We start from the raw sequence: 16,827 nt of genomic DNA, 5'->3' as shown, positions 1-16,827 counted from the left end.
GGAACCTCACAACGGTCGGATACCGTCCAAGCTCCGTACGGGGCTCGTGTGGCTCCGGTAGAGATTCTCCCGACGGGGGGCACCCGGCCCCCACCGACCCCGCTGGAGCCACGATGCCCGTGCCCGCACGCCGGACCTTCCTGGCCCTCGGGGCGCTCGCCGGGTTCCAGCTGCTCACCGGCTGCACCGGCGACCACCCCGCGCACCCCGCGCAGCCGGGCGCCGAGGACCCCGACCTTCCGCTGAGGCGCCGTCAGCTCGCCGCCACCGAAGCCCTGCTGGCCGACTACGACGCCGTCCTCGCCACCGCCACCGCCGACGCCGACAAGCTCGGCGACCTGCGCGAGGACCTGCTCCGGCACCGCGAGGCGCTCGCCCCCGCCGCCGCCTCCCCCGCTCCCCCCGCGTCCCCGTCCTCCACCGCCTCCGCCTCCCCCTCGACGCCCTCCCCGGCCCGGACGGCCGCCGACCTGGCCGCCGCCGAACTGCGCACCGCCGAACTGCGGCTGGCCGACCTCGCCGCGGCCTCCCCGGAGCTGGCCCGCACCCTCGCCTCGGTCGCCGCCTCCGACGCGGCCCACGCGGCGGCCCTCGGCGACACCACCGCGCCCGCCGCCGACCCCTCCCCCTCCGCCGCGGCCCCGCCCGCCGCGCTCCCCACCGCCGACGCCGACGCCCTGCAGGCGGCCCTCGCCGCCGAGCACGCGGCCGTCTACGGCTACGGCGTGGTCGGCGCCTTCCTCCCCACCGGCCCCCGGCGCGAGGACGCCCGCGGCAGCTACGCCGCGCACCAGGCCCGCCGCGACACCTGGCAGCGCGTCCTGGCCGCCGGGGGCGCCTCCCCCACCGCCGCGGCCGCCGGCTACCGCCTCCCCTTCCAGGTCAAGGACGCCGACACCGCCGCCCGGCTGGCCGCCCACCTGGAGACCCAGCTCACCGCCGCCTACGCCGACCTCGCCGCCCGCGCCGCCTTCCGCGCCCCGGCCGCCGCCGCCCTGCGCGAATCCGCCCTGCGCGCCGCCCACTGGGGCGCCGACCTCCCCGCCCTCCCGGGCCTCGCCGCCACACAGTGAGCACGCATCCCGGGAGGCCCCCATCAGGGGCCCGGGGAACGGCGGGTCCGTGCTGCTGACGGCCGGAGCCCATCGAAGGTCCGTGCTGCTGCGTGCCGTGAACAGAACCCGAAGCAGACCCGCGCCACGGCAGTGAACCTCTCGCAGCCACGGCCTCGCCGTTCCCCGAGCCCCTGGCGGGACTCTCGCCGTTCCCCGAGCCCCTGGTCGCGCCCCCCGGGCCGGATAATCGTCCCCATGGCACAACCTGCGCGGTTCAGCGTCCCGGAACGTCTCGTCGAGTCGGTGCGGGCGGAGGACGACCCCGCCGGGGAGTCCTGGTTGGCGGAGTTGCCCGGGCTGGTCGCGCAGCGGCTCGCGCACTGGCGGCTGGTGCCGGAGCGGGTGGTCGAACCGGGCGGCCGGGGCAGCGTGGTGGTGTACGCGCACCGCGCGGACGACCTGGCCCCCGTGGCGCTGAAGGTGGCCCGGCCGTCCGCCGAGGCCGCCGCGCTGCGGGTGTGGGCGGGCCGGGGCGCGGTGCTGCTGCTGGACGAGGCGGACGGGTCGCTGCTGCTGGAGCGGCTGCACGGCGAGGTCCCGCTGCGTTCGCTCGCCGAGCCGAAGGCGATGCTGGAGGCCACCAGCCTGCTGCGCCGGCTGTGGGTGCAGGCCCCGCCGGAGCACCCGTTCGAATCGCTGGCCGACCGGGCCGGGCGGGTCGCCGACCGGATCGCCGGGCGCCGCGCGCTGCCCGCCGCGGTCGACGCCGGGCCGCTGGTGGACGAGGCCCTGGAGGCGGTCGCGCTGGCCGCGGACGGCGGCGACTGGCTGCTGCACGGGGACTTCCAGCACGGCCGGGTGCTGGCCGCGGACCGCTCCCCGTGGCTCGCGGTGGCGCCGCGCCCGCTGGTCGGCGACCGGGCCCACGACCTGGCCCGCCTGGTGCTGGACCGGATCGACACCCTGGCCGCCTCGCCCGGCCCGCGCGGCGCGGCCCGGCGGCGGCTGGCGCAGCTCGCCGAGGCGGTGGAGCTGCCCGCCGACCGGGTCCGGGCCTGGACCCTGCTGCGGGCGGTGGACACCGCGCTGGGGGCGTTCGCGGCGGGCGACGCGGCGGCGGCCGAGCTCCGCCTGGAGTTCGCGGCCTGGCTGTGAGACCGGGGCGATCGGCCGGCCGCGGCGGCAGGTAGTAACGTCCCGCTTCATGGAGCAGCTCACCGGGGTGACGATCGAGGCCATCGACCTGGCGGCGTGGGCGCCCGCCGTGCTGGAGGTCCAGGCGGTCGCGTTCGGGCTGGGACCGCACGAGGTCGCGGTGCGGCTGCCGATCGTGGGCCGGCACGCGCTGCAGCCGGGGGTGGTGGCGCTGGGCGCGATGTCCCGGGGGCGGCTGGTGGGTTTCGGGTACGGGATGCCGAACCAGCGGACGCACTGGTGGTCGACGGTGATCGAGCCGTACCTGGCGGCGCGCGGCCACGAGGACTGGCTGGACGGGGTGTTCGCGGTGACGGAGCTGCACGTGCTGCCGGAGTTCCAGGGCCTCGGGGTGGGCACCCGGCTGATCCGTTCGCTGTGCGGGCGGTCGGGCCTGGACCGGTCGATCCTGTCGGCGATCGACGCGGAGACCCCGGCCCGCCGGCTGTACCGCTCGCTCGGCTACCGGGACCTGGCGCCGGCGGTGCGCTTCCCGAACACGGCCCGCCCGTACGCGGTGATGGGCGCGCACCTGCCGCTGCGCGACCCGGCCCGGGGCTGACGGCGGATCAGAACAGCACGCTCATGAACGCGCCGACCTCGCGGAAGCCGACCCGGCGGTAGGCGGCGCGGGCCCGGACGTTGAAGTCGTTGACGTACAGCGAGACGACGGGGGCGACCTCGGCGAGGGCGGTGTTGACCACGGCGGCCATGCCGCTCTCGGAGAGCCGCTTGCCGCGGTGCTCGGGGGCGACCCAGACGCCCTGGATCTGGCAGGCGGCGGCGGTGACGGCGCCGATCTCGGCCTTGAAGACGACCCGGCCGTCCTGGTCGAAGCGGGCGAACGAGCGTCCGCCGGAGACCAGTTCGGCGACCCGGGCCTGGTAGAGCAGCCCGCCGTCGCCGGCCAGCGGGGAGATGCCGACCTCCTCGGTGAACATGGCCACGCAGGCGGGCATCAGCGCCTCGACCTCGGACCGGCCGACCCGGCGCACCAGCGGGTCGGGCTCGACCTCGGTGACGGGCGTGGAGGTGGCCATCAGCGGCTGGTGGGCGCGGACGTCGCGGGCCGGGCCCCAGGAGCGCTCCAGCAGCGCCCAGAGCATCGCGGTGGCCTCGGCGGGGCCGACGATGGAGGAGCAGCGGCGGCCCTGCCGGCGGGCCCGCTCGGCGAAGGCCCGGACGGCCTCGGGCCCGGCGCCCACCGGGACCAGGTTGGCCCCGGCGTAGCAGAGCGCGTCCAGCCGTCCGTCGGCGTCGTGCCAGCCCCACATCTCGCCGCCGAGCCGCCAGGGGTCGAGGCCGACCGCCTCCACCCGGGTGGCGACGAAGGCGTTGGCGACGGGGTCGCGGCGCAGGATCTCCAGCGCGTCGTCGAGGTCGGGGGCCTCCAGCACGCGGGTGGCGGCGAGCGCCCGGGCGGCCTGGAAGGGGCCGGGCAGCATCAGACCTCGGTCGAGCACGGGGGCACCTCTCGAACGGGCGGGGCCGCCCGCTGGGCGGCCCCGCCGGGGGACTTCAGGCCGTCACTCGGCGGCCACGACCACGGGGGCGCCGGATTCGACGCCCTCCTCCTGCATCTGCTCGGCCAGCTTCATGGCCTCCTCGATCAGGGTCTCGACGATCTTCGACTCGGGCACGGTCTTGATCACCTCGCCCTTGACGAAGATCTGGCCCTTGCCGTTGCCGGAGGCCACGCCGAGGTCGGCCTCGCGGGCCTCGCCGGGGCCGTTGACGACGCAGCCCATGACGGCGACCCGCAGCGGCACCTCCATGCCCTCCAGGCCGGCGGTGACCTCCTCGGCGAGCTTGTAGACGTCGACCTGGGCGCGGCCGCAGGACGGGCAGGAGACGATCTCCAGGCCGCGCTGGCGCAGGTTCAGCGACTCCAGGATCTGGATGCCGACCTTGATCTCCTCGGCCGGCGGGGCGGACAGCGAGACCCGGATGGTGTCGCCGATGCCCTCGGCGAGCAGCGCGCCGAACGCCACCGCGGACTTGATGGTGCCCTGGAAGGCCGGGCCGGCCTCGGTGACCCCGAGGTGCAGCGGGTAGTCGCAGGCGGCGGCGAGCTGCCGGTAGGCGTTGATCATCACGACCGGGTCGTTGTGCTTGACCGAGATCTTGATGTCGCGGAAGTCGTGCTCCTCGAACAGCGAGCACTCCCACAGCGCGGACTCCACCAGCGCCTCGGGGGTGGCCCGGCCGTACTTCTCCAGCAGCCGCTTGTCGAGCGAACCGGCGTTGACGCCGATCCGGATCGGCACCCCGGCGTCCTTGGCGGCCTTGGCGATCTCGCCGACCTTGTCGTCGAACGCCTTGATGTTGCCGGGGTTGACCCGGACCGCGGCGCAGCCGGCGTCGATCGCGGCGAACACGTACTTCGGCTGGAAGTGGATGTCGGCGATCACCGGGATCTGCGACTTGCGGGCGATGATCGGCAGCGCGTCGGCGTCGTCCTGCGAGGGCACGGCGACCCGGACGATCTGGCAGCCCGAGGCGGTCAGCTGGGCGATCTGCTGCAGCGTGGCGTTGACGTCGGAGGTGAGCGTGGTGGTCATCGACTGCACCGAGACCGGCGCGTCGCCGCCGACCGGCACGTTGCCGACCATGATCTGACGCGAGTGGCGGCGCTGGGCCAGCGGCTTGAGCGGCAGGGAGGGGATACCGAGCGAGATCGCGGTCATGTGCGCAGTTTTTTCCTCTGGAGAGGTTCGGTGAGTCGGGGCGCGCGCGCCGTGGTGGCGGGCGCCCGGCGTCCAACGGTACGGCACGGCCGGGTGGCGGAGCACACCCGGCCGCGGGTGGCGCGCGGCTAGTTGATGCGCACCGGGTTGACGATGTCGGCGGCCATCACGAGGCCGGTGAAGCAGACGAAGATCCCGGCGACCACGTAGGCCAGCGGCATCAGCCGGGCCACGTCGAACGGCCCGGGGTCGGGCCGCCGCAGCACCTTGGCGGCGGTGCGGCGGACCGACTCCCACAGGGCGCCGGCGATGTGGCCGCCGTCCAGCGGCAGCAGCGGCAGCATGTTGAACAGGAACAGCATGAAGTTCATGTACGCGAGCATCTGGACGAAGAAGGCCAGCTGCTGGGTGGCGGGCAGGTCCATCGCGAACACGTCGCCGCCGAGCCGGGCCGCGCCGACCATGCCGACCGGGGAGTCCTGCTCGCGCGGGGCGCCGTCGACCACGGAGTGCCACAGGCCGGGGATCTTGCCGGGCAGCTGGCCCAGCGACTCCACGCCGTGGCTCGCCATCTTGCCCATCTCGTCGAGGCTCCCGCCGACCGACAGGTGCTGGACGCCGGTGGCGGGGGTGATGCCGAGGAAGCCCGCGGTGACGGTCTTGTCCTCGATCGGGACGCCGTCCTCGTCCATCGCGGCGAGGGTGTTGGTCTTGATGTCGGCGGCCAGCGTCTCGGCGGCGCCGTCCTTGTGCCGGACCTCGATCGCCACGTGCTTGCCGGCCGAGTCCCGGATCAGGGCCTGCAGCTGGGCGTAGTCGTGGATCGCGACCCCGTCGAAGACCTTGATGGTGTCGCCGGCCCGCAGCCCGGCCGCGTTGGCCGGGGACTTCTCGGCGTCGGCCGCGCAGGTGTCGGTCTTCTCGCCGTACGGGACGACGCACTCGCTGACCGAGCTGACGGTCGGCGTGGACCGGGTGACGCCGATGCCCATGAACAGCGTGAAGAACAGGCCGATCGCCAGGACCAGGTTCATGCCCGGGCCGGCGAACATCACGATGACGCGCTTCCACGGCTTGCGGGTGTAGAACAGCCGGGTCTCGTCGCCGGGCTGCAGTTCCTCGTAGGAGGCGGCCCGGGCGTCCTCGATCATGCTCCGCCAGGGGGAGGAGGACCGCTTCGTTATCCGGCCGTCCGCGCCCGGCGGGAACATGCCGATCATCCGGATGTAGCCGCCGAACGGGATCGCCTTGAGGCCGTACTCGGTCTCGCCGCGCCTGGTCGACCAGATCGTCCGGCCGAAGCCGACCATGTACTGCGGCACCCGGATCCCGAACAGCTTCGCGGTGGACAGGTGGCCGAGCTCGTGCCAGGCGATCGAGAACAGCAGCCCGACCACGAAGAGCAGGATGCCCAGCGCTTTCATCACCAAGTCCACCGCGTCGCCTCCGTCGTGCCTAACCTGCCGCCAGTTCCCGGGCCCGGGCGCGGGCCCAGTGCTCCGCCTGGAGTACGTCCTCCACCGTGAGCGAAGTTCCCGCCGCCGGGGTGCCGTGTTCGGCGACCACCTTCGCCACAGTGTCCACGATTCCGGTGAAGGGCAGCACGCCCTTCAGGAAAGCGTCCACACATTCCTCGTTCGCGGCGTTGAAGACCGCGGGAGCGGTCCCGCCGAGCGTACCCACCTCGCGGGCCAGCTCGACCGCCGGGAAGGCCACGTCGTCCAGCGGGAAGAACTCCCAGGTCGCGGCCTTGGTCCAGTCGCAGCCGGGCGCCGCGTCGGGCACCCGGTCGGGCCAGCCGAGGCCCAGCGCGATCGGCATCCGCATGTCCGGCGGGCTCGCCTGGGCCAGCGTGGAGCCGTCCGTGAACTCCACCATCGAATGAACGACCGACTGCGGATGGACCACCACCTCGATCCGGTCGAAGGGCACGTCGTACAGCAGGTGCGCCTCGATCACCTCCAGGCCCTTGTTCACCAGGGTCGCCGAGTTGATCGTCACCACCGGGCCCATCGCCCAGGTCGGGTGCGCCAGCGCCTCGGTGGGGGTGACGCCCGCCAGCTGCTCGCGGGTGCGGGTGCGGAATGGGCCGCCGCTGGCGGTCACCACCAGCTTGCGGACCTCGGCGCGGGTGCCGCCGGCCAGCGCCTGGAACAGCGCGGCGTGCTCGGAGTCCACCGGCACGATCTGGCCGGGCTTCGCGACCGCCTTCACCAGCGGGCCGCCGACGATCAGCGACTCCTTGTTGGCCAGCACCAGCACCCGGCCGGCCCGCAGCGCGGCCAGCGTCGGGGCCAGGCCGATCGAGCCGGTGATGCCGTTCAGCACCGAGTGGCACTCCGAGGCGGCCAGCTCGGTCGCCGCGTCCGGGCCCGCCAGCACCTCGGGCAGCGGGGCCCCGCCGGCCTTCGCCGCCAGCGCCGCGCGCAGCGGCCCCACCGCCGCCGGGTCGGCCACCGCCACGGCGCGCACGCCGAGCGCGACGGCCTGCTCGGCGAGCAGCTCCACCCGGCCGCCGGCCGCGGACAGCGCGACCACCTCGAACCGGTCGGGGTTGCGGAGCACCACGTCGACGGCCTGGGTGCCGATCGAACCGGTCGAACCCAGGATGACCAACTCCCGGGGGCCCTGCGGGTCCCGGACGACCGGAGTGAAGCGCGACTGCGGATGGGCGAGCGAGTTCATGCCCCCCATTGTGTCCTGCCGCCGGGCCTGCCCCGGCCCCCGGCGCGAACGCCCCGCCGACCGCCGGGGGCGGCGGCGGGCGGGGCGTCCGGAGTCCTGCCGGGACCGCTCAGAGGTCCAGACCGGTGAGGACCAGCACCTTCTCGAAGGTGAAGTCGTCCATCGCGTAGCGCACGCCCTCGCGGCCCACGCCGGAGTCCTTCACCCCGCCGTACGGCATCTGGTCGGCCCGGTAGGACGGCGCGTCGCCGATCACCACGCCGCCGACCTCCAGCTCGCGGTGGGCCCGGAACGCGGTCTGCACGTCGTGCGTGAACACGCCCGCCTGCAGGCCGAACGCCGAGTCGTTGACGGCGGCGAACGCCTCCTCGGTGCCCTCCACCCGGTGCAGCGACAGCACCGGGCCGAACACCTCGGCCTTGGCCAGGATGGCGTCCGCGGGCAGCTCGGCCAGCACGGTCGGGGCGTACGCGGCGCCGTCCCGGCTGCCGCCGGTCAGCAGCTTGGCGCCCTTGGCGACCGCGTCCTCGACCCAGGACTCGACGCGCACGGCCGCGTTCTCGTCCACCAGCGGGCCGACGTCGGTGGCCTCGTCCGACGGGTCGCCGGTGACCTGCGCCCGGACCTTCTCGACGACCTTCTCCACCAGGCGGTCGTAGACGCTCGCGTCGGCGATCACCCGCTGCACCGAGATGCAGGACTGGCCGCCCTGGTAGTTGGCGAACAGCGCGATCCGGCTCGCCGCCCAGTCGAGGTCCGCCTCGGAGTTCCAGTCCGCCAGCACCACGGCCGCGGCGTTGCCGCCGAGCTCCAGGGTGACGTGCTTGCGCGGCACCGAGTCCATGATCTGGTAGCCGACCTTGTCGGAGCCGGTGAACGAGATCACCGGCAGGCGCTCGTCCCGCACCAGCGCGGGCATCTTGGCGTTCTCCACCGGCAGCACGCTCCAGGAGCCGGCCGGCAGGTCGGTCTCGGCCAGGATCTCGCCCAGCACCAGGGCGGACAGCGGGGTGGCCGGGGCGGGCTTCAGGATGATCGGCGCGCCCACCGCGATCGCCGGGGCCACCTTGTGCGCCCCCAGGTTCAGCGGAAAGTTGAACGGCGCGATGCCCAGCACCGCGCCGCGCGGGAAGCGCCGCACGATCGCGTACCGGCCGGTGCCGCCCGGGTCGGTGTCCAGCCGCATGGTCTCGCCGTTGGTGCGGCGGGCCTCCTCGGCGGCCCAGCGGAACACCGACACGGCCCGGCCGACCTCGCCGCGCGCCCACTTGATCGGCTTGCCGTTCTCCGCGGTGATCAGCCGGGCGATCTCCTCGGTGCGCTCGGCCAGCCGCTTGGCGACGTGGTCCAGCGCGGCCGCCCGCTGGTGCGCCGGGGTCGCGGCGAACACCGGCACCGCGGCGGCGGCGGCCGCCACGGCCTCCTCCACCTGCGCGTCCGTCGGCACGCCGACCGTCGCCACCAGACCGCCGTCGTGCGGGTGGCGCACCTCGAACGCCGTCTCGCCGCTCGCCCGCCGCCCGGCCAGCCAGAACTCATGAGTGGTGGTCACGGTCGCACCGGCCCCTTCCCTCGAAAGACTTGTCGCCTTCACGGTAGGGGCCGGGATCGGGGTTTCCGATTGGCCGGACGGGACGAAACCGGGGCCCGATTAGGACGCCGCGGAGGACGGGACGGCCTACTCCTCGCCCGACCTGAGCGCCAGCCACAGCTCCATCCGGACGTCGGTGTCGTCCAGCGAACGCCCGAGCAGCTCCTCGACCCGGCGCATCCGGTAGCGCAGCGTGTGCCGGTGCACGCCCAGGTCGGCCGCGGCCGCGTCCCACTGGCCGTGCCGGGAGAGCCAGGCCCGCAGCGAGGCGACCAGGTCGCCGCGGGCGGTGCGGTCGTGCTCGCGCAGCGGGCGCAGCAGGCCCTCGGCGAACGCGGTGACGGCGTCCTCGCCGAGCAGCGGCAGCAGCGAACCGGCGCCGACCTCCTCGTGGTCGACGGTGCGCCGGCCGCCGCGCTGGGCGACCGCGAGGGCCCGCTCGGCCTGGGCCCGGGCGGTACCCGCGTCCTCCAGCTCGGCCGGGGCGGAGACGCCCAGCGACAGGCCCTCGTGCTCCTCGACGGCGCCCAGGCAGGCCCGGTGCACCGAGCCGTTGTCCAGCGCGAGCACCGTCAGCCGCGGCCCGTGCGCGCCGTCCTCGCGGGACACCAGCAGCTTCTCGCCGACCTTGCCGCCGGCGTTCTCGGCCCGGTCGGCGAGCTCGCCGAGCGCCTCCGCGGCCTCCGGGCCGGGCCCGGCGGCCGCCACCAGCACCCGCACGGTGCCCTCGGGCAGGCCGCCGAACAGCCCGGCGGCGACCTGCCGGGCGGTGCCGACCTCGCCGGCCAGCACCATCCGCAGCAGCGCGGCGCCCATCTTCTCCTCGGCCTGCCGCAGCTCGCGCGAGCGCTCCAGGGTGAGGGTGAGCAGCGCGACGGCCGCGTTCAGCACGTACCGCTCGGTCGGGGTGATCCGGTCCTCGGTGCCGACCGCCAGGAAGCCGCGCGGGCGACGGTCCGCCCCGAGCGACTGGACCACCACGTAGTCCTCGTCGGCGGTGTCGATCGTCCCGGCCCGGCCCTGCAGGGCAGCGCTCGACGGGGCCGGGCGGCGGCGCAGCCGGTCGACCTCGGCGGCCAGCCGGCCGGCCCGCCGGGCGGCCCAGTCGGGGGCCACCGCGGACAGCGCGCCGGAGCCGTCGTACAGCGCGGCCCAGCCGCCCAGCCGGGCCGCCAGCCGGCGCACCACCGCGGTGGTGCCGTCCTTGCCGAGCGCGGCCCGGGTCAGCTCCTCCTGCGCCTCGAAGCTGGTGGTGACGGCCTCGTACTGCTCGGCGGCCAGCGCGGCCGAGACGGTCTTGGAGATCGCGATGAACGGCGTCGCCTCCGGCACCCGCAGCAGCGGCAGCCCGCGCTGCGCGGCGGCCTCCACCAGCGCCTGCGGCACCTCGCTGTGCGAGAGGCCGACGCCCAGCCCCAGGCCGACCACGCCAGCGTCGGCCAGCCGGTGCACGTACGCCTGCAGCCCGGCGGCCCCCTTGCCCAGCTTGATGCCGGTGGTCAGGAGCAGCTCTCCCCCCTCCAGGAAGGGGGTCGGGTCGTCCAACTCGCTGGTGTGCACCCAGCGGACGGGTCGTTCCAGGTGGTCCGCGCCGGCCAGCACCGTCAGGTGGAGCGCGGTGGTGCGGACGACGGAGGCGAGAGTGGGGGGCATGGCACCTTCGGTGGTTCGACCTGGACGCGCCGTTGCGGCCGGGCGAGGAGGGGTCTCCCCCATTATGGACGCTCCGGACAACCCGGAGTGCCGAAATCCGCCGGTCCGTAGCTTCCGTGACCCAACGATGATCGGCCCGCGACCCGCCCGCTCAGTGCCGCAGGTCGACCAGCAGCGGCGGCACCTGCTCCCCCGTCACCGAGGTCAGCGAGATCACCGCGTGCCCGGACGGCAGCGCGTGCGCCAGGTCGGACGGCGACCAGCGGTGCCGCTCGACGTCCCGGGTGGTGACCGACTCGGTCTGCGCGGTGGTGCCGGACAGCGCCTTGCGCACCAGCCGGCCGGCGCGGCGAACCGTTCCTCCGGAGGTGTCCGGGACGTGCGTCACCGCGGTCTCCCGCACCAGGTGGGTGCCCCACGCCTCGGAGAACAGCCGGCCGTCCCAGGGCGCGATGCCGGGGAACGCCATCCGGTTGCCGACCGCGCCGAACAGCGGCGCCCGCAGCGCCTCCGGCAGGTCCGACAGCGTGCGCAGCAGCAGCACCACGCCCGCGTTGGCGCCGCGCAGCCGCTGCACGCCGCGCACCGCCTGCGCGTCGACCGCGGCGGTCGCGTCGTCCAGCACCAGCCCGGCGAACAGCTCGCGGTCCCGGCGGTCGGCGGCGGCCTGGGTGAACTGGCCCAGCAACAGCCGCGACAGGATCCGGGCGGCCTCCGGGTGGCTGCGCTCGGGCAGCTTCACCCGCACCCGCAGCGGGTGCTCCAGGGCGCGCATCGCGAACGCGGGCTTGGCGTCCGGCCCGCCGGAGAACCCGGCCGCCAGCGCGGGCCGGTCCAGCAGCGCCAGCCGGTCCGCGAGCAGCGCGCCCGGGTCGTCGGCCCGGCCGTGCGCCCGCTCGCGCTGCTGCAGGTCCGCCTCGAACTCCGCCCACCGGCCCGACTTGCGCAGCCGCTCGCCGAGCTCCGCCCAGCCCTCCTCGTCCCCCGCCAGCAGCGCCCGCAGCGCCCGCACCCCCGGGTAGCCGCCGTACGCCGCCCGGTACGGCCCGACCACCTGCTGCATCGCGGCCCGGGCGCTCTCCGCCCGCGGCGCCAGCTCGTCCGGCAGCAGCGCGTCGGCCAGCCGGGCCGCCGCCTCGTCCGAGTGCGGCACCGCGCCGTACAGGTCCAGGCCGTACGGGGCCGCCGGGTCGCCGGGGGCGATCACCACGTCGTACCAGTCGTCCGGCCCGAGGTCCGCGTCGGCCGCGCCGACCACCACCGCGCAGGCCGCGCCCGCCAGCGCCTGCAGGCACAGCGCCTCGGCGACCGGACGGGCCAGCGAGGCGGTCTTGCCGGTGCCGGCCGGGCCGACGGCGAGCAGCGAGGTGCCCAGCACCCGCGGGTCCAGCGCGAACCCGGCGTTGCGGTGGGTGACCGGGTTCTTCGGCACGTCCTGCGCCGTGCCCAGCCGCACCTGCCGCACCAGCAGGTCGTGCCGCGCCGCCCGCCCGCCCGGCAGGTCCCGCTGCTCGGACGGGTGCGCGCAGGCCGCCGCGCCCCTGGCCGCCAGCTGCTGCGCGAACTCCTGCCACGCGACCGGGTCCGTCCCCACCGTCCGCCACGCCTGGTGCAGCCGCACGTAGTCCACGTCCCCCACCGGCTCCCCGTCCAGCCGCCGCACGGCCTCACCGGCCGGCCGCAGCTCGGCCCACACGTCGACGACGGGGACCGCCTCGGGGGTGGTCGGAACCTCGGTGACGGTGTGGGACAGCACCGGGAGCAGGAAACGGCGCCCGACCTCGCGCCAGCGGCCCATCCGGCCGAAGACCCAGATCTCCAGGACCGCGGCGACCACTCCTAGCAGTAGGGCGATCGGGTTGGCGAGCGCGCTGGTGAGCTGGGTCCCCAGGCCCACGGCCTGGATCAGGAACACCTCGGCCTCGACCACGTACCGGTACAGGAAGAAGGCCACCAGCAGGTTCAGCGCAGCCCGCAGCAGCAGCGGCCCCGCCGGGGTCTTCGCCTGTTCGGCGGCCTTCGGGTCGTGCGGGGTGTGGTGCTGCCGGTAGATGCCGGGGGCGGCCTCGGGGCGGGGGGCGCTGGCCCAGGTGGGGAGGTGGAAGGGTGCGCGGGGCGGGGGGAGATGGGGGTGGGTGTGCTGGGTTCTCGCGTCGTTCAGTTCCACTTCGGGCCCCTCCTACGTTGCCGGCGGTGCCATACCCGCTCCGCCGTCCCACCGACACACCCGGGGCCAATGTAGTGGAGTGCGCGGGCGCGCAGCCGATCTTCGGCCACTGGCCGCGCCGGACAACTGGGGCGGCCCAGCAGTACCGAGTGGCGCATGCCTGGGCCGCGCGGCCGGTCGTAGCCTGCGGTTACCGCGTCAAGAACTTGGAGAAGACAGATGAGCGCTGCAACGCCGCTCCCGCAGGAGCGCCGACTGGTCACCGCGATCCCCGGCCCGAAGTCGCAGGAGCTGCAGGCTCGCAAGCTCGGCGCGGTGCCGGCCGGTGTGGGCACCACGCTGCCGGTGTACGTGTCGCGGGCCGGCGGCGGCGTGCTGGAGGACGTGGACGGCAACAGCCTGATCGACTTCGGTTCGGGCATCGCCGTGACGAACGTGGGCAACAGCGCCGCGGCCGTGGTGGCGCGGGCGACCGAGCAGCTGGCCGCGTTCACGCACACCTGTTTCATGGTGACCCCGTACGAGGGCTACGTGGCGGTGGCGGAGCAGCTGAACGAGCTGACCCCGGGCGACCACGACAAGCGCACCGCGCTGTTCAACTCGGGCGCCGAGGCGGTGGAGAACGCGGTGAAGATCGCCCGCGCCTACACCAAGCGGACCGCGGTGGTGGTGTTCGACCACGGCTACCACGGCCGGACCAACCTGACCATGGGCCTGACGGCGAAGAACATGCCGTACAAGCAGGGCTTCGGCCCGTTCGCGCCGGAGATCTACCGCGTCCCGGTGGCGTACCCGTACCGCTGGCTGACGGGCGCGGAGAACTGCGCCGCCGAGGCCGCCGCGCAGGCGATCGAGGTCATCACCAAGCAGATCGGCGCGGAGAACGTCGCGGCGATCATCATCGAGCCGATCCAGGGCGAGGGCGGCTTCATCGAGCCGGCCAAGGGCTTCCTGCCGGCGATCGTGGAGTTCGCGAAGGCGAACGGGATCGTGTTCGTGGCGGACGAGATCCAGACCGGTTTCTGCCGCACCGGCCAGTGGTTCGCGTGCGAGGACGAGGGCGTCGTCCCGGACCTGATCACCACCGCGAAGGGGATCGCCGGCGGCCTGCCGCTGGCGGCCGTGACCGGCCGGGCCGAGATCATGGACGCGGCGCACTCGGGCGGCCTGGGCGGCACCTACGGCGGCAACCCGGTGGCCTGCGCGGCCGCGCTGGGCGCGATCGAGACCATGAAGTCCGAGGACCTGAACGGCAGGGCGCGGCGGATCGGCGAGGTCATGCTGGGCCGGCTGCGGGCCGTGCAGGAGAAGTTCGCCGACTCCGACCGGGTGCGCATCGGCGAGGTCCGCGGCCGCGGCGCGATGATCGCGGTGGAGCTGGTGAAGCCGGGCGGCAAGGAGCCGCACCCGGAGGCGACCGCGGCGATCGCGAAGGCCTGCCACGCGGAGGGCCTGGTGGTGCTGACCGCCGGCACCTACGGCAACGTGCTGCGCTTCCTGCCGCCGCTGGTGATCCCGGAGCACCTGCTGACCGAGGGCCTGGACATCCTGGAGTCGGCCTTCGCGGGCGTCTGATCCGGACCTCCGGAACGGACGGATCCGCTGGTGGGCGGCGCGGGGGCGGAGCGGAGCGGATCCCGCCCCGCCCCCGCGCGTTCAGCCGCCGGACGGGTGGGTGGAGGTGGCCCCGCCGGTGGTGAAGATGCTGTGCACGATGGCGGGTCGGCCGTTCCGGGACTCGGCTTTGACGTACTGTCATCACAGATGGACAGCGAACAGCACCCACTGCCCACCACTCCGTCCGCCGCCGAGGCGGACGCACCTGACCGATCGACCGGCCGTCCCGCCCACACCCCCCGGGCCGCACGGCGCGGCGATCGCCTTGGCCGCCCCGGAGCTCTCCCCCCTGCTCCGGGGCGGCCGATTTTTGCTGTCCTGGCCATGACACTCGCGGTGGTGCTGACCGTCGTCTCCTGGCAGGTGGCGGTGGACGGGCCGCTGCTGGGGCTCGACACCGCGGTGCGCGACGGGGTGCGGCACCTGCGCCGGTCGATCGGTTCGGCGCCGCTGAACCACCTGGGCGTGGCGCTGTCGGACCTGGGCGGCGGGCTGGTCGCGGTCCCGGTGCTGCTGGGCTGCGCGGGCCTGGCGGCCTGGCTGGCCCGGCGCGGGGGGCGTCCGCGCTGGTGGGTGCCGGTGCCGGTGGCGGTGGTGGCCGCGGTGCTGGTCCCGCTGCTGGTGGTGCCGGCGAAGGTGTGGTTCGCCCGGCCGGGCCCGTACGGGGTCCCGCTGGCCGGGAGCCAGTGGGGCTGGTACCCGTCGGGCCACACGGCGACCTCCTCGATCGCGTACGGGACGGCGGCGCTGCTGCTGACCCGGGTGCTGTCGGCGGCGGCCGGACGGCGGGTGGGCGCGGTGGCCGCGCTGGTGTGCCTGGGGGTGGGGGCGGGCCTGGTGTGGAGCGACTTCCACTGGCTGCTGGACGTGCTGGCGAGCTGGTGCCTGGCCGGTCTGCTGCTGCTCGGGCTGCGCCGACTGCTGCCGCGCCTACTGCCGGACCGGCCGCGACCTGGCGACTGACGTTCCGCCAGCCGCCGTTTCGGTCCAGACCATTGACGCCCTCCCGGCCCGCGCGCACCCTGTTCCCCACCCATCAGCACGCGATCGCCGGGAGGCGAATGTGCGTTCCCCAGTCATGCCCATGACGCGTTTCTCGGTGGCGGCCTCGCTGCTCGCCCTGGCGGTGACGGCGCTGCCGGTCCAACCGGCCGCGGCGGCGGCCGCCCCGGTGCAGGTGTACGGCGCCTGGCACTGCAGCAACGACGCCTGCACCTGGGCGAAGACCCGCGACCTCGCCGAGTTCGACGCCGCCAACCACTGGCTGGTCGACCGCGGCGACGGCCGCCCCTCGGTGAACGTGGTGGTGCTGAGCTTCGTCAACCCGCTGCGGCTGCTGAACGGCACCACCGACGCGGGGAACGCCGCCGGGGTGCCGGTCGGCATGGACCAGCGGGTGGTGGACTACTTCACGGCGCACGGGATCCGGGTGATGCTCTCCATCGGCGGCATCACGTACACCGGCGACTGGGACACCGCGCTGGCCCGGAACGGCGCGCTGCTCGGCCAGAAGGCGGCGGCGCTGGCGAGCAGGCTCGGCGTGGGCATCGAGATCGACTACGAGAACAGCAACAGCCCGAACCTGACCGGCCTGCAGGCGTTCGTGGACGCGTACCGGGCCGCCCACCCGTACGACGCCTCGGGCGCGGACCCGACCGCCCGGCTGACCATCGACGTGGCCGCCGGGGACCGCTGGCTGATCGGCATCGACCAGTACGCCACCGCGCACTGGCTGACCACCGCGAACCCGGTGCTGGACTACGCCAACGCGATGGTGCCGAGCAAGCAGCCGTCCGCCTCCTCGGCGGTGGCCAACTGGCAGGAGCACCTGGACGGCAAGCCGACCTACAACCCGGCGATCCCGCCGCTGGCCCCGGCGAAGTTCACCGGCGGCCTGTACATCGCGGAGGGCTCGCAGGTCCGCCCGGAGTGCACCGACTTCGCGAACTCGGTGCAGAAGGCCACCGGCAGCTGGGTGCAGAGCGCCGCGCCGAACGGGGCGGGGACGACGCCCGGGCTGCTGGGCTTCATGTTCTGGGCGGCCGAGAAGCCGTCCACCCGGGGCGTGACCACCGCGCCGCCGAACAGCTGCGAGGGCGGGGTCGGCGCGGGGGCCACGGCCTTCGCGGTGCCGGTGCCGATGCCCCCGCTGCGCCAGGGCTGAGCGGCCGCGGGCGG

Annotated in this window: 13 protein-coding genes; 6 read left to right on the top strand and 7 right to left on the bottom strand. The window is 74.9% G+C overall.

What is annotated here, in order from left to right; all coding sequences use genetic code 11:
- The first annotated feature begins 113 nt into the window (after positions 1-113).
- The 3 genes from ABD345_RS28565 (at position 114) to ABD345_RS28555 (ending at position 2,811) form a co-directional block, all read left to right on the top strand.
- The gene (locus tag ABD345_RS28565; protein WP_344556110.1) at positions 114-1,073 is read left to right on the top strand and encodes a ferritin-like domain-containing protein; all 960 of its coding nucleotides are present in this window, start codon (positions 114-116) and stop codon (positions 1,071-1,073) included.
- Between the two features lie 237 nt (positions 1,074-1,310).
- Positions 1,311-2,210 (top strand): aminoglycoside phosphotransferase family protein, encoded by a 900-nt coding sequence (locus tag ABD345_RS28560; RefSeq protein ID WP_344556108.1) that lies wholly within the window; start codon positions 1,311-1,313, stop codon positions 2,208-2,210.
- 49 nt (positions 2,211-2,259) lie between these two features.
- Positions 2,260-2,811 (top strand): GNAT family N-acetyltransferase, encoded by a 552-nt coding sequence (locus tag ABD345_RS28555; protein ID WP_344556106.1) that lies wholly within the window; start codon positions 2,260-2,262, stop codon positions 2,809-2,811.
- Positions 2,812-2,818: 7 nt separating this feature from the next.
- On the opposite strand, the gene ABD345_RS28550 is transcribed toward ABD345_RS28555, so the two are convergent.
- The 7 genes from ABD345_RS28550 to ABD345_RS28520 form a co-directional block, all read right to left on the bottom strand.
- Entirely contained in the window at positions 2,819-3,694 is an 876-nt protein-coding gene (locus tag ABD345_RS28550) for a GNAT family N-acetyltransferase (protein ID WP_344556166.1), read from the bottom strand.
- Between the two features lie 81 nt (positions 3,695-3,775).
- Positions 3,776-4,936, bottom strand: a complete 1,161-nt coding sequence (ispG, locus tag ABD345_RS28545) for a flavodoxin-dependent (E)-4-hydroxy-3-methylbut-2-enyl-diphosphate synthase (protein ID WP_033253947.1) — start codon at positions 4,934-4,936, stop codon at positions 3,776-3,778.
- A gap of 128 nt (positions 4,937-5,064) precedes the next feature.
- Complete coding sequence (locus ABD345_RS28540; protein ID WP_344556164.1) at positions 5,065-6,360, bottom strand: M50 family metallopeptidase; 1,296 nt, start codon at positions 6,358-6,360, stop codon at positions 5,065-5,067.
- A gap of 31 nt (positions 6,361-6,391) precedes the next feature.
- Complete coding sequence (gene dxr / locus ABD345_RS28535; protein ID WP_344556103.1) at positions 6,392-7,621, bottom strand: 1-deoxy-D-xylulose-5-phosphate reductoisomerase; 1,230 nt, start codon at positions 7,619-7,621, stop codon at positions 6,392-6,394.
- A gap of 109 nt (positions 7,622-7,730) precedes the next feature.
- Complete coding sequence (locus ABD345_RS28530) at positions 7,731-9,173, bottom strand: aldehyde dehydrogenase family protein (protein ID WP_344556101.1); 1,443 nt, start codon at positions 9,171-9,173, stop codon at positions 7,731-7,733.
- A gap of 126 nt (positions 9,174-9,299) precedes the next feature.
- Entirely contained in the window at positions 9,300-10,865 is a 1,566-nt protein-coding gene (locus ABD345_RS28525) for a PucR family transcriptional regulator (RefSeq protein ID WP_344556099.1), read from the bottom strand.
- A 151-nt stretch (positions 10,866-11,016) separates the two neighbouring features.
- Complete coding sequence (locus ABD345_RS28520) at positions 11,017-13,032, bottom strand: ATP-binding protein (RefSeq protein ID WP_344556097.1); 2,016 nt, start codon at positions 13,030-13,032, stop codon at positions 11,017-11,019.
- Between the two features lie 219 nt (positions 13,033-13,251).
- Between ABD345_RS28520 and gabT the strand changes: the two genes are divergently transcribed.
- The 3 genes from gabT to ABD345_RS28505 all read left to right on the top strand — a co-directional run bounded on the left by gabT (position 13,252) and on the right by ABD345_RS28505 (position 16,813).
- A complete protein-coding gene (gene gabT, locus ABD345_RS28515; protein WP_344556095.1) occupies positions 13,252-14,607 on the top strand; it encodes a 4-aminobutyrate--2-oxoglutarate transaminase in 1,356 nt (451 codons plus the stop codon).
- Positions 14,608-14,973: 366 nt separating this feature from the next.
- On the top strand, positions 14,974-15,612 hold the full coding sequence (locus ABD345_RS28510) for a phosphatase PAP2 family protein (protein WP_344556093.1): 639 nt from the start codon (positions 14,974-14,976) through the stop codon (positions 15,610-15,612).
- A gap of 121 nt (positions 15,613-15,733) precedes the next feature.
- Positions 15,734-16,813, top strand: a complete 1,080-nt coding sequence (locus ABD345_RS28505; protein WP_344556092.1) for a glycoside hydrolase family 18 protein — start codon at positions 15,734-15,736, stop codon at positions 16,811-16,813.
- The last annotated feature ends 14 nt before the right edge of the window (positions 16,814-16,827 follow it).

It is taken from the genome of Kitasatospora saccharophila, from assembly GCF_039529925.1.
Classification (GTDB): domain Bacteria; phylum Actinomycetota; class Actinomycetes; order Streptomycetales; family Streptomycetaceae; genus Kitasatospora; species Kitasatospora saccharophila.
The sequence above is the reverse complement of the archived record's forward strand: the minus strand, read 5'-3'. Positions and strand labels throughout refer to the sequence as shown.